Annotated in this window: 4 protein-coding genes; 1 reads left to right on the plus strand and 3 read right to left on the minus strand. The window is 57.8% G+C overall.

Annotated features, from left to right (window positions below; all coding sequences use genetic code 11):
• Window positions 1-388: 388 nt before the first annotated feature.
• A complete protein-coding gene (locus tag CRO59_RS27550) occupies window positions 389-781 on the minus strand; it encodes a transcriptional regulator (RefSeq protein ID WP_096797478.1) in 393 nt (130 codons plus the stop codon).
• A 175-nt stretch (window positions 782-956) separates the two neighbouring features.
• Between CRO59_RS27550 and CRO59_RS27555 the strand changes: the two genes are divergently transcribed.
• Entirely contained in the window at window positions 957-1,691 is a 735-nt protein-coding gene (locus CRO59_RS27555) for a thioredoxin family protein (RefSeq protein ID WP_097090499.1), read from the plus strand.
• Between the two features lie 85 nt (window positions 1,692-1,776).
• Here CRO59_RS27555 and CRO59_RS27560 read toward each other — a convergent pair whose 3' ends face one another.
• Together CRO59_RS27560 and CRO59_RS29085 are read right to left on the minus strand one after the other, a co-directional pair.
• Entirely contained in the window at window positions 1,777-2,121 is a 345-nt protein-coding gene (locus tag CRO59_RS27560; protein WP_097090500.1) for a hypothetical protein, read from the minus strand.
• Window positions 2,118-14,864, minus strand: a complete 12,747-nt coding sequence (locus CRO59_RS29085; RefSeq protein ID WP_371917845.1) for a hemagglutinin repeat-containing protein — start codon at window positions 14,862-14,864, stop codon at window positions 2,118-2,120. The genes CRO59_RS27560 and CRO59_RS29085 overlap by 4 nt, the downstream gene beginning before the upstream one ends.
• Window positions 14,865-14,955: the final 91 nt, after the last annotated feature.

Here is a 14,955-nt window from a genome sequence, read left to right on the forward strand (position 1 = left end):
GGTATTGGGAACTTCAAAGCCGTCTTTCTGTGGTTGAACCCAGACGACCAGATTGGATTTGGAGATATCGATGCCGACCCAGGAAATCATGGCAAAACCCTCTTACACTCAGAAGTGAGAGTGCTCTGGCTTTGCCCACGCTTGTGATTCGAGTGGCGCTCGTCCAACTGTTCGGGCTTATGGGCCAGAGTAGAAAGGTGGATGGCAGCTTTGCTCCCACTCGTGCTTCAAGCACCGCGGACTCACAGCTTGCCATCCACCCCTCTCACCCCAGAGTTTATTCCCTTACTCAGACACAAGCGGGCTTGCTCGCGAATGCAGTGGGTCATTCACCATTTATGTGTCTGATACAGCGCATTCGCGAGCAAGCCCGCTCCCACAAAGGCTGTCAGGCAATCTGCGCTTTGGAAGCCACCTCATCAAACGTCGCTTCATCCAGCGCATCTTCCTGCTCGTCCAGCACCTGCCGTGGATGATCATTGCCGGGAATGCTGCTGTCGATCAGGCTCAGCAGGCTTGATCCGCGTGGCGTCAGAATGAAATTGCTGCCGGTACTGCCCATATGATCCGGGCGCGGTTCGATAAATCCACGATCGAGCAACAAGCCTTCATATTCGCAGGCCACCGTTTTCAAGTGATCCAGATTCTCGATCGGCTCGCCTGCACTGGCTTTCTGCGCCGCATAGTCCTCGGCATATTTTCGCGGCGCGAAACTTTCGCCTGCGCTGTTCTGCACTTCATGCAGCAGGCGTTCAATCAAATCCCAGTTATAAGTCGTCATCCTGATTCAACCTCCGGTGCGCGTGATTTGGGGCGCTGTCATAGGTTGTGACCCGGACGCATCGCAGCCGTTCAGCGGCATTTTCCGCGGCGACCGACCGGCGGTCTGTCGAATTGATCGAGGGTTAAACGACTAGTCTGACAAAGACGGTTTCAACCCCGCAGGAGAAATCATCATGAACGTCGAGAATCATCCGGTCGTATCGCGAGAAGAATGGCTCGCTGCGCGCAAACAACATCTGGCCGAAGAAAAGGCCTTCACCAAGGAACGCGACCGCCTCAGCGCCCAGCGCCGCGCGTTGCCCTGGGTCAAAGTCGACAAGGACTACCAATTTCACGGCCCAAACGGCGAACTGAAGCTGGCCGACCTGTTCGGCAAGCACAGCCAGTTGATCGTTTACCACTTCATGTTCGCCAAGGACTGGGAGGAAGGCTGTCAGGGCTGCTCGTTCCTGTCCGACCACATCGACGGCGCCAATTTGCACCTGGCCCACCACGACATCGCCATGGTCGCGGTCTCCCACGCCCCGTTTGAGCAGTTTCAGGCCTTCAAACGGCGTATGGGCTGGAAATTCGACTGGGTGTCGTCAGACGGTTCCGATTTCAACTACGACTTTGGTGTTTGCGCCCGCGCTGAAGATGTTGCTGCAGGAAAGGCTACGTACAACTACGAAAAGACTGACAGTGCCGAGGAAGAAATGCCGGGGCTGAGCGTGTTTTATCGTGATGCAAATGGCGACATTTTCCACACCTACTCAACCTATGCCCGCGGTCTGGACATGTTGGTGGGCGCCTACAACTACCTCGACCTCACGCCCAAGGGCAGGAATGAGGACGAGATCATGGAGTGGGTGCGGCATCATGATCGGTATGACAATGAGACAAAATCCTGCGGATGCCATGAACGATAAACATTTCACCACTTCATGGAGATTGCGCTGAACCTGGGAGATTTACATTGAGTAAATCTCCCAGGGCTTTACAGGAAAAAAACACTCAACCTTCTTCTGGCTCAATGTAGTTGAAATCAATTTTCAACTTCCCCAGCACGGTATCCAACGTGATGACACAGCTGTTCCAAACCGGTAGCCCGGATGTCATGTTTTGCGCTTTATAGAGATTCCTCAGCGCTATCAGGTTTTCATGAATACCAACATCTACCTCTGGGCTGCCGGGGCTGAACCAATCTTTCTCTCCATTCCCATCAATATAGTCAAACAACAACTTACAATGATCATCCTCGGGTGAAAGTTCAGCCTCAACGATAACCACACTCGCTGTATCAGGAGCAGTGTCAATCAGAATTTGGCCGATCTGGCGATAAATTTCGTCTTCACTCATCCTGTTCCCCCCGGAGCATTAACAAATCGTTCGCGGACTTCCCGCCCGTTTCCAATTCGGTAGGTTACAACAAAGCTATCAGGGCGAACACTGCTCCCTGAATACGTCGGCAATATCTTGACGCTCACGTCTTTACCTTCATCAATTGCCTTGGCCCAACTATTTTCCATCTTTTTCCAGACACCTTTGTTCAGGTTGCCGTCCATGGGCACCATATTGATCCTTTCTCCTGGACCATCAAAGATACTGGCAATCAGATGGCCGCCTTCGTCCGCTTCAAGACCGCATTTTCCGGTCTTGCATTGCTGGTATTTATTACGGTCACGGACGATGTCGGCCAAGTCGGCTTCAACGCTTTGCACACGGCCCAAATGATCCGTTTCATAAACCTTGTTGCCGTCGATTTTATAAACCGTATTTGGCTGTGGCTTGTTCAGTTCCTTGTTCCAGGCTCCTTTGCCACCCGAGTCTATTTCAACAACTCGAGGAGGCACGGGCGGCTTCTTCGGGTCGAGCGGGTGGTCCGGCGTTTTGCCGGGGCCACCACCATCCAATAGCGGATGTTCTACCCGAGTAACCCTGACAGGCCTGCTGCCCAGTTTCTCTACATTGGGTGAGCGTATACCTAGGAGAACAGAGGCCATGAGCGAGCCGCCTCCGAGCCGCCAGGCGTCCAGTTCTACACTTTCGCTGAGCGTTTTGCCCTCGATGCCTTCCGCAATCTTGCGCCCGACAACGGCTTCCAGATCGCTTTGCAACTGCGCCATCGCTTTACCGAAAGAGGTGTCACCAAGCACTTTCTGGGAGGCATATAGAATCATGCCCTTGGGGCCTTGCGATGCAGCGAGAATTAATTCAACAGCTTCGACTTTATCGGGGTTGGCCTGCAAATACTTGTTGATATCAGAAACTCTATCAAGAGCCAGTTTGGCGTTAGTAATCGCCGGCCCCTTGACAACAATGTTCTTTTCACCAAGTTCCTTTTTGACTTCTGCTACTGTTTTTGCCCCACCCTCTGACTTGTCTTTTGACAATTCATCGAGCGCTTTCATCTGAGCCAGAACCTGGCTCTGGAAGGACTCACTCTCCAGCAATGCCCGAGCATCCTTCCTGCTGTAACCGGCTTCAACCAATGCATTCAGCGCCTGTTCGGCAATGGCTTCTCCCCCGGCTGCGGCAGCGCCGGCACCCACGCCTTCAAATTGCATGCTGTCGATCTGATTTCCAATGATCAGTGCGATTTCGTTGAAGTTGGCCTTAGCGATATCACTGTAGTTCACGACGCCGTTAGCCCAGCGCTGAACCGTTTTGATCGGCTCGGACGCGGACTTCAACGAACTGTCGCTTATATAAAGATCCGTACGGTGCTCTTCGTCACGGGTCACTTCATACGCATGAGCCGGATCACGGTTCAGAGCGGCAGTGGAGTCTTGCCCGGTGGTCTTGTCATTGCGAACGATGATATCGCCAGCCCCCACAGTGGCATGCAACACCTGCTCGCGGTCTTTCTCGTAGTTGTAGCCTGATACGGTCCAGCTACTTTTGCCCTTATCGTCCTTCTTCGTCTCATCTGCGAAGTTGTAGCTGCCGCTGACGTTCAGGTAATAACCGTGCTCCTTGTCCTTACCGACAAGATCGCGGTGACCGAGGGTTTCGGTATCCAGTTTCAGGTTGCCGTTATCAGCAGCGATGACGGCGCCGTCCAGTTGTGTATGGTTTTGGGTGCGAATGTCGACCTTGTCTTTGCCTGTTATCGTGGTCTGGTTCTCGACCCAGTTGGTCTTACCCGTGGTCTGGCCATAGCCTACCGAGCCGCTGACGCCCACAAACGAACCGGTAACGCTGATGTCCAGTTCCTTGCCGCTGACCTTTCCGGTATCAGGCAAAGAAGTCACTGTCAGATTGCGTCCGACATTACCGATCACTTCGTCACCACGTAAATGGGCGCCCGCTACGTTGGTGTCCCGGCCGCTTTCGAATGTCAGTTTATCGCCCGCGTATAGATAGGCTTCCTGCTGCTTGACGCCCTCACGCTCAAGGTTGCCCAGGCCAATATCTGCGCTGCCATATACGCCGAAACCGTTGCGCCCGAACATCAGTCCGCCTTCAGCGCCCCAACTGCGACGACTGCTGTCACTGCTTGAAGCGTTTTGCGCCGCCTGAATATTGATGTCGTTGGTAGCCTTGAGCTTTATGTCCCGATCAGCAGTCACTTGGGTGCCGACAAGATTCAAGTCATTTTTCGCGTCTAAGCTGATACTACCGCCGGCATTAAGTTGCGTCGGGGTAGAGGTGCCTTGGGTCGACTCATCTTTACTACCCGCGTTGCTGACCCCTACACCAATCTTGAAGCCACCGGTGGTCCCCCCTTTCAACCCACCCTTGCTTTGGGTTTGATGCCCATCAGTTCCCTCTGCGCCATGGGCGACGTCAAACGTGATATTACGGCCAGTAACGCCGATGTCTCGACCTGCGTTGAACTGGCTGCCATGCACATTCACATCATTGCCGGCTTCGACGCTGATATCTCCGCCTGCTGTAACGCTTGAAGGTCGATTGGTTACCGATGTCTGGGTACGTGTCTGGCTATTGCTTGACGCGCCAAAGTGCCCATCGGCCTTGGGCCCGCTGAAGAACTGATCTAGCGCATCCACCGACTTCAGGGTGCTAGACCCCTTGCTTACACCATCCTCCCCTTGGCCTGTACCCTTGAGCGTGTCCATCGTGTTGCCGTAGTTATACGAGATGCTGCTGGTCGTGCCGTTGCGTTTCACACTGTCGCGTGTCGTAACTTCGCTGCTTTGATCGACTGCATCAATGTTGATGTCCCGAACTGCCTTGAGCTTGATGTTGTTCTCAGCTTGCAGATCAGAACCCTGCTGATTGATATCGCGGCCGGCGTTGATCTTCAGGTCTTCGCCGGCCTTGATCAGGCTGCCTGCGGCTGTATGCGCATTACTGTCAACGTCGTGTTTGAGGGTTTCACTGCCAACAAAAGTCGTAAATGCGTTGCTATCGATCGTCTGCTTGAGGCCTGTGCTTTTATTGCTTTCCCAGCTTTTGCTGCTCTGCTGGTTAGTGCCAGCGATGACGTTTACGTCGCGTCCGGCATCGAGGAGCACGCTGTTGTTTGCAATGACTCCACTGCCGGCAATATTGATATCACGGGCAGAGCCAAGAATGGCGTCGTGCCCGGCATTGATTTGACTGCCAACGCTGGTAGAGCTGACCACCTCGCGCCCGCCCTTGTGCGCGGCGTTCACCGTAATGTCCGCCCCCAATCCTGGCGTGCCGGCAAACAGCCCTACGGTATCTTTGAACGAAAACCCAAACTTTTTCTTGTACTCCTCGGCACGACTGTATGCCTGATCATCAGCCGCAGCGAGGTTGATATCACCGGTCTTGTCGATCATCCCCGCATGCAGTTCAGCATCATTTCCGGTGTTGATTTCGCTGGCATGCAGGTTTACATCCCGCCCGGCAATAATCACCGCATCCCGTCCAGCGTTCAGCTCACTTGCCACTTGTGTGACGCTGGTCTGAAGCTGACTACTGCCACTTTTCGACAAGCCAAACAGCCCCGTTTTTGTCTTCTTGCTGTAAGCGCCTGTTTCCTCAGTCCCGGAGAGCACGGTAACGTCCTTGCTCGCACCGACCACCAGATCATTGCCGGCCTTGAACTCACTACCAACAATCGTGACGTTGCGACCGCCATTCAGGCTGACTGCACCGTCGTCATCCTTGGTCGTATTGACCGTCAGGTCATGACCCGCCTCGATCACTGAAGCAACGTTATCGCTTTCATAGCTCTCTCGTTCGGTTGTCTTGCTGCGCCCGAACGAACCTTTTTTCTTCATGTAGTAGTAGGAAGAACTCTCATCCTTGGCCGAGGCAACTGTGATGTCTTGAACTGCATCAAGGCTGACATCTTCTGTAGCTTTAATTCGACTGGCGATAATGCCCAGATCGTTACCAGCGTTCAGGGCGATATCGCGACCGGCATTCAGTACCGACGATTGCTGGGTGATGCTGTGGGTTTCATTCGCTCGCTTTTTGCTGCGCGAGACGTAGTCGCTTTCGTTAGCGGCAGAAGTGATGACGATATCGTTGCCAGAGCTGAGTCCAATATCCCGCTTGGCATCCAGCCGACTGGCCACAACCGCCACATCCCGATCGGCACTGATCGACAGATCGCGCCCTGATGTCACTTCAGCCCCATGCTGGGTAATCGTCTGATTGAGGTAGCTGCCGCCCCGCGCATTGGTGCTGCGATCCTGCACTGAAGTGATGTTCACATCGCGATCGGCATCGAGCGTCATGTCCCCACCGCTTTTCAGCACACCGCCGATGTTGTTGATGTCTTTGCCGGACTTGATCGTCAGATCATTGGCCGCTTCGATTCGCGCGGCGTTGTCCAGGTAGTCGCGGTGGAACACGTTGCCACCGCGATTGACATCGACACTGGTCACGTCACGCTGGTTGATCACGCTGCCGTTGGTGGCTGTGAGGCTGACGTCCTTACCGGAAATGATGCCGCCGGATTTGTTGATGATGTCGTTGCCGGCCTTGAGGGTCAGGCGTTCACCGGCTTCGATCAGGCCGGTGTTGGTGAGGTTGTTACCGGCTTCGGCCGACAGGTTGTTGGAGGCTCGCAGCGTACCGGCGTTATTCAGGTCGCCACCGGCGATCAGGGTCACGTCACCGCCCTGGATCAATGCACCGTTAGGCGCCAGGCGGTTGTTGGCCTGGGCCAGGTACAACACCGGCACCAGCACTTTCTCACCGTTCACTTCGTGCTCTTCGAGCCAGACGATGTCGTGGGTCAGTGCCGCCACTTGTTGCGCGGTCAGGGTGACGCCCACCGACAGGTTGAGCTGATCCTTGCTGGCGATGGCGTTGTTCATCAGGTACTTGAACATGCCTTCGTCGGAGGTCTGTCCGTCGATGAAGCGCTGGCCGGTGCGGGCCACCACGGCCTGCTGCACCATGCGTTGTTCAAACAATCCGTCGCCCAGGCGCTTGGCGCTGGTGTCGGGGTCGTAGCCGAGCTTGCCCAACAGATAGTCCGAGCTCATGAACTGCTTGAGGTTGGTCAGCGCCGGGTTGGTTTCGATCAGATATTTGTGCGGGTTGGAGCGCACGCTGGTGTCGGGTAGGGCCTGCACGCGTGGAACGTCGAAAGAAACGTTGCCACGAGCGGGCATCAGCACACCGACCGGCCCGTCACCGGCAGCGGCATTGACGTTGATGACAGCCGTCTTGTCATTGAGATTCAGCGAAGGACGGCTGGCCAATGCCAGCTCACGATTCTTCACCGAGACTGGATCATTTTTATCGAACTGGAGGTCTGTTGCATGCCTGACCGGCATGCCGCCCGCATGTGTCGAGGGTGCGGCCGTGATGGAGCCGATCGTCCAGTCCTTGCCGGCTACGATCGCTTGCTCGCTGCCGTCCTTGCGGCTGAGGCGGAACAGACCGTTGTCGCCGGTCGGCAGGGTGAAGCCCGGCAAAGCCAGTGGGTTGACCTGTTGTTGGGCGAGGTCTGGAGGAAGCTGGGCGTTGATACGGATGACTGTCGGGGTGACTTGACCCGCCAGTTGCGTGGAGCCCAGGCGAGACGCTCCGCCGGCAGCGGCGTTTCCGTTGCGAACGACGCCGTTGTCCAGTTTGTTGGTCGCGTTGATGTAGACCGTGCCGCCAGCCTGAACGACTGCGTTGGCATTGGCCGTCGGGCTGCTTTCGGTAATCTTCGTGTCGAAGGGGACCGCGTTTTTGATAATGTCCGGGGCTTCAGCACGCACGCCCGAGTCATAGCTTGGCGCAGCGTAACGCAGTTTCCCGGAATCGTATTCGATAGCGATCGAGCCAAACAGAAGGTATCTGGTCGCCTCACGACCACCCTGACGCCCTCCTATTCGGGTGAGCGATTCGACGTTATTCATGTCCCAGGTGTGAATATTGGGAACCATCCTGATATCCCCGTTCACAACACCTGTTTGCCCCGAATCGTAATCCGGATCGTTCGCGGCGTTGTAGTTCAGGACGTCCTGCCAGAAGTTCCAGCCCCTGCTGGCCTTGGGTGCATCAATCCAGCGCGTGACGGTGTAATCCCCGACAGTGGCCCCTTGGTTGGTGAAGTTCTGGACGTTGAATGTCAGATCGCGGCCAGCGCTGACGACCGACGCGTCATTGATGAATTCGCGACCGTTCCCTGTCAGGTTGCGCCCGGCGGTCAATGTGCCCGATGCCGAATCCTTGACGATGGTGGAATGGTATTTTTCTTCCCAGACCAGGTGGCTGGGCAGGCGACTCTCGAAATTGATGCCACTGAACGAGGTACACGTCGTGCATCGAACACCAATTGTTCCCGAAACGAGTCCTCCACCTGCGGCGACCTCGAACACATCCTTGCGGTTCTCGATGTGATCCGCCGCCAGACTCAGATCACCCACGCTTTCAATGGTCGCTGAAACGTTGTTGATCGACGAACTCCAGCCGTTGCTGTCATCCCGGGCAATGCTAATGTTGCCGATGCCATAGATGTCGGCGTAGCGGTTGGTCAGCGTGCCGACGCGCAAGGCCATGTCGCCGCCACTGAAAATCAGCCCGTTCTGGTTAAGCAGTGAATCGGTGTTGACGCGCAGATAGCCGGCGCTGCCCAGCGTCCCGTTGTTGGTCAGCGCTGCGGCATTGACGGTCAGGCTGTCTGCCGACGTCAGTCGCCCGAGGTTAGTCAGGTTGCCGCGACTGGTGATCGTGGCGGTCGTCGCACCGGTGATGCTGGCCGCGCTGCTCAGTTCGATTCCGGACGCGGTGAGGCCAAGATTGCCTACACTGCTGAGCCGACCGTTGCCGCCATAAGTGCCGCTCAACTGGATATCGAAATTGCCACTGCTGGCAATCAATCCGTCATTGTTCCAATTGCCGCCACGTCCAATCAACTGATTGGAAGCAAGCAACTGGCCGCTCGCAGTCTGCACAAAATTGCCGACATTGACGGTCAACCGCCCAGCCTGAATCACACTGCTGTTGGTCCAGCTGTCCGCGTTCAGCGTCAGGCCGCCGAGGGTCACCAGCGAGCCGCCGGCGTTCATGACGTTGGCGGTCGAGATGCCGAATTCGCCGACGCCGACATGGGTGATCGAGCCCCCGGCATTGAGCAGGCTCGGCGCGGCAAGGTTGAAGTCGTTGTTGGCGGTTTCCACCAGACCGTTGCGGTTGTCGAACAGGCTGCCGATCTGGAAATCGGTTTTGCCGCCAGCGCCCAGTGCGCGCAGTTTGCCGCCCTGGTTGTCGAGGTTGGCGGCGCGAATCGTCAGTGTGCCAGCGCTTTCGATCAGGCCGCTGCGGTTGCTGAGGTTGCCGTTGACGCCCAGGTCGATGCCATTGCCGCTGATCTGGCCGGCGTTGTTGCTCATCGAGCCGGCGGTGGCTTTCACCTTGCCCCGGGCGTAGATCCCGCCGCCGCTGTTGTCGAGCGTGCCGACACCGGCATCGAGCAGGATGTCACCGCTGTTGGCGGCGATACGCCCGCCGTCGCTGTAGATACCACCGAGTGCGCGCAGGTCGAGGCGGCTGCCTTCGATCTTGCCGCCCTGGCCGTTGCGCAACACGTCAGTCAGGCGGGTCTGCAGCAAACCCTTGAGGCTCGACAGCACACCGCCACGGCTGTCGAGGCTGGCGGCGGTGAGGGTCAGGTCGCCGTTCTGGGCGATGATCTTGCCGCCCTGGTTGTCGATGGCGCCGCTGCCCGCATTCACGGTCAGTGCAGTCATGCTTTGCACAGCGCCCTTGGCGTTGTTCAGCGCCGCAGCGGTGAGGTGCACCCCGGCATCGCGGCTGGAGATCAGGCCATCGGTGTCGTTGTGCAGAGTGCCGCCAACGGTGAGATCCAGTTGGCTGTTGGCCGACACGGTGCCGCTTTGGCTGTTGTTCAGATCACCGCTGGTGAGCAGGTTCAGCAAGGTCTGGCTAATCAGTTGCCCGCCGCGGTTGTCGACGCTGGCGGAGCGTTTGATCAGCAGTGGGCCGTTGCTACCCAACGCGCCATTGACGTTGGTCAGAGCGCCGAGCAGGTCGAGGCTGACGCTGTCATCGCCAACGAAGCTGCCATGGCTGTTATTCAGTTGCGTGCCGGTGAAGGTCAGGGCTTTTTTCGCGGTAATTCTGCCGCCGCTGTTGTCCAGCGTTACAGCGCGGACATCCAGCGTGTCACCGCTCTCGATCAAGCCGCCGGAAGTATTACTGAGCGTGCCACCGGTCAGCGTCAGCGTCTGCTTGCCGCCACTGCTGAGAGTGCCGTTGCTGTTATCGAGGCTCGCGGCCTTGATGCTCACCTCGCCCTTCGCGCCCACGCCACCGTTGCTGTGGTTGGTCAGCGCGCCACTGAGGTCGATGCTGGTGTTGCCGAGCAGACTGGAAACACTGCCTTGCTGACTGTTGTCGAGGGTGCCGCCGGTGACAGTCACGCCGTTCCAGCCGGAGACCAGACCACCCTGGTTTTTCAGCTCGGCAGCGGTCAGGGTCAGCTGATCGTTGCTGATCAGGTTGCCGCCACGGTTGTCCAGGCTGTTGCCTTTCAAACTGAAGCTGTTGACGCTGGAAATCTCGCCCTTCTGGTTATTCAGATTGCGCAGCGCATCGATGCTCAACACGCCTTTGCTGTTGATCACGCCGTTCTGGTTATTGAGGTCACGCAGGTGGGCGATGCTCAGCAAACCCTTGCTGCTGATCAGGCCGTCTTGGTTATTCAGATCCTGTGCGGTGGCGCCCAGATCGATCGCCACGCCCGCAACACCCACCAGCGTGCCGCCCTGATTATTCAGGCCGGTGCTGTTGAGGGTCAGTTGTTGCGCGGCCTTGATGCTGCCCTTGTTCTGGTTGTTCAGCAGGCCATCGACCTTGACGTCGATATCGCTGTCACTGAGCAAAACACCCTCGCCGCTGTTATCCAGACTCGCCGCGCGAACCTGCAGCGCCGCCGCCGCGATCTTGCCTTTGATCGAGGTCAGCGCGTTGTCGATCTGCAGGGTGAGTTTCTGATTGCTCAGCAGTTGGCCGCCGCTGTTATCCAATGACTTGGCGAGCAGTTCGAAAGCCTGCTCGCTGGAAATCTCGCCGCCACGGTTGTTTACGTCAGCCAGATTCTTCAACAACAACTGACCCGGTGCACTGATGACGCCGCCCTGGTTGTTCAACGCGCCGCCGTTCAGATCGACGCTGACATCAGCATTGCTGCTGAACAGCCTGCCGCCCTGCTGATCGAGACCACGAACATTGGCCACCAGCGAATTGGCCGCGCCGAGACTGCCGGCGGTGTTGGTCACCTGGCCGGCCGTGATGTGCAGTTGATCGGCGGAGTAAATGCTGGCCTGGCTGTTGTTGAGGTCGCCGGTGGTGATGCTCAGTTTGCCTTTGCCACTGATCGCGCCTTTTTGCTGATTATCCAGCGCGCTGCTGTTGAGCGTCAGGTCGGTGTCGGTCAGCAGTTTGCCGCCCTGGTTACTGACGGCGCCACGGGTGTCGATGGTCAGCGCTTTGGCGCTGGAGACCGTGCCGGCGTTGTTGTTGAGACTGTCGGCGTTGATCGCCAGAGCCCCTTCGCTGACGACACTGCCTTGCGCATTGTTCAGACCCGCAGAGAGGTTGATCGCAAGATCTTTCTGGCTGGTCAGACGTCCGCTGTTTTCCAGTGTCTTGCCGGTCAGCGTCAGCCCGCTGTCACCGGACAGCAGCCCCTTGTTGCGGTTGATGACGTCATTAACCGTCAGTGCCAGATTGCCGCCGGCGAGCATGTAACCGCTGTCGCTGTTGTCGAGCCAGGCGCCGATCAGGCTCACGTCGGCCTTACTCGACAACTCGCCACTGCGGTTGTCGGCGCGAGCGACGTTGAGGTTCAGCGCTTTTGTTGAACCGATCAGGCCTTCCTGACGGTTATCCAGACTGGCGGCGGTGATCGTCATGCCCTCGTCGGCGATGACCACACCGTTCTGGTTATCGAACATGCCAGTCACGCTGAAATCAACATCGCCGCGCACACGAATGTCGCCGCTGTTGTTGTTCAGACTGTCGCTGCGACTGTCGAGGCTGGCGGAAGCAATCACCCCTTTGACGTTGCTCAGGGCGCGGTGGATGACGAGGGTGAGCTTTTCATTGCTGAGCAATTTGCCGCCGTCGTTGTTCAGGCTTTGCGCATTGAGGCTCCAGGCCTTGGCAGCGGAAATTTCGCCGGCACTGTTGTCGACGTCCTTGAGGTTTTTCAGCAGCAACTGGCCCGGCGTATGAATATTGCCGCGCTGGTTGTTGAGCAGGCCGTTGTTCATGTCCAGGGTCAGGTCGCTGTTGCTGAACAGCTCGCCGCCGTCCTGCTCCAGCGAGGTCAGCGAAGCCTGAAGTTTCTGCTGGCTACCGATGGTGCCCCCGGAGTTGTCCAGGTGCCCGGCGGTCAACAACAGCGTGCCATCGGTGGCGATACTGCCGCTCTGACGGTTTTTCAACTCGCCGGTGGTCAGCGTCGAATCGGCCTTGGCGCTGATGATGCCGTTGGCGCTGTTATCCAGGCTGCCACTTTTGAATGTCAGGCCTTTCTGCGAGACGATCAGGCCGCCCTGGCTCAGTACCTCACCGGTGGCGGTCAGCGCCATTGCTTCAAGGCTCGACAGTTTGCCCAAGCGATTGTCGAGGCTGCCAGCGGTGAGAATCATTTGCCCTTCACTGCTGATCAGGCCTTGCTGGTTATCCATCGCGCCGTCGAAGGTCAGCCCAAGACTGTTCTGACTGACGATCCGCCCAGCGACGTTGTTCAACCCGGTGCCGCTCAGCGTGCTCGCGCCCTTGCTGAAAATCAGGCCGTTGCTGGCGTTGATGATCTGCGCGACCTTCGCCTCCAGCGTGGTGTCGGACAACACCTTGCCGCCCTCGCTGTTGTCCAGGCGCGACCCGTTGATGTACAGGTCCTGCTGGCTGGAGAGCGAGCCGCCGCGGTTGTCGATCTGGTCGACGTTGACCGTCAGGGTCTTGAGCGACCCGACGAGACCGTCCTGATGGTTCTGCAGCTTCTTGCCAGTCAGCAACAGGTTGCCTTCGGCGACCAATTCACCGCCCTGCTGGTTCAGGCTGTCGATGTTGGCGTCGACATCGCCCTTGCCGGAAATCCGTCCGCCATCGTTGGTGACATTGTTGGCCTTGAGGCTCAGCAAACCGGTCGAGGTGAGCAGACCGCCATTGCGGTTGTCCAGCGTGTTGCCCTCGAACGTCAGCGTGGTCTTGCTTTCAACGCGGCCCTTGTCGCCGTTATCCAGTTCACCGATCAACAGTTTCGCCGCCTGATCAGCGCGAATCGTGCCACTGCGGTTGTCCGTATTGGCGCTGGTAACCGTCAGGGTGTTGAGGCTGGAAATCTTGCCGGCGCGGTTATCCAGGCGCGTGGCTTGCAGGTCCATCGCTGCGTTGGCCTGGATCAGGCCTTTGTTCTGGTTGTCCAGGCGATCGCTGATGCGCGTGGTCAGCGTGCCTTCACTGGTCAACTGGCCTTGCTGGCTATTGTCGAATTGCTGTGCGCGCAGGGTCAGCGCTTGTTTGGCGCCGATCCGGCCGCCGTTGCTGTTGTTGATCGCACTGAGGGCGGTGATGTCGAGCAACTGCCCGGCGCTCATCACGCCGGCGACGTTATCCAGCGAAGTAACCGTCAGCACTGCATCGGTCTGGCCGCTGAGTTCGCCATTGCGGTTAATCAATTGACCGATGTTGCCAGTCAGTCTGGTCTGGCTGTTGATCACGCCTTTGTTGTTCAGCACTTGAGCGGCATTCAGGTTCATCGTGCCGCCGCTCAGTACGCGCCCGCTATTGCGGTTGTCCAGGGTGCCCGCCGTGATCGCCGTGGTTTGTCCGCTGAGGGTGCCGCCCTGGTTGCTCAGGGTTTGCGCAGTGCTGACTGTCAGATTGCGGCTGGCGATGAGGCTTTTGCCAGTGTTGTCGAGGTTTTGCGCACTCAGGCTCAGATCACCGTTGGCGTTACGGCTGCCGTCGGCGTTGACCCCGGCCTCGATGACTCCGGCGTTGGTCAGCTGACCGCCGGCACTGAGGTTGATACTGTCGCGGGCAGCCAGGGTCTGGCGGTTGGTCAGATTGCCTTGGGTCTGCACATTGAGCGCGGTGCCGGCATAGACTGGGCCGCGCGCATCGAGACTGGCCGCCTTGACGTTGACCGCACCTGTCGCCGAGGTATCGGCCAGGCTCAATTGACCATTGGCATCAAGCTGAATATCGCCACCGCTGGCGATCAGTTTGCCGTCGAGCTTCACCCCGACCCCGGCCTCGGTGCCCACCAGTTTGATCGCTCCCGCATACATGCCGCCCAGTGCCGAGGAGTCAATCGCCAGTTGCGGCTTGGTGCTGCCGTCATCGGCGCGGGCCGTGGCGCTGAGATGTTCAGCGTTGACGTCGTTACGCCCGGCAACGATGGTCAGGTTTTTCGCCTGGATCTCGGCGTTGATCTTCGCGGTGCGGGTGATGATTTCGAAACGGTCGACGTTGGTCGCGTTAAGCCCGGAGCCTTCAATGGCCACAGAACCCTGATCAACCTGAAAACGATCCAGCCGCCCCGCGCCATCCAGCACCGGTTTGCCGGTGGTCAGCGTCACGCGCGGCGCATTGATGAAGCCGCAACCATTACAGGTGATGCCATACGGGTTGGCGACGATCACTCGCGCTGACTGCCCTGCCACTTCGGTGTAACCGCGCAACTGGCTCGGGTTGCCGCTGATGACTTCGTTGAGAATCGCTTGCGCCGAGCCGCTGTTTTTCAGGTTCGGGTTGCCAATGATGTGCCCGGCC

This window comes from Pseudomonas sp. LAMO17WK12:I5, from assembly GCF_900215165.1.
GTDB lineage: Bacteria > Pseudomonadota > Gammaproteobacteria > Pseudomonadales > Pseudomonadaceae > Aquipseudomonas > Aquipseudomonas putida_A.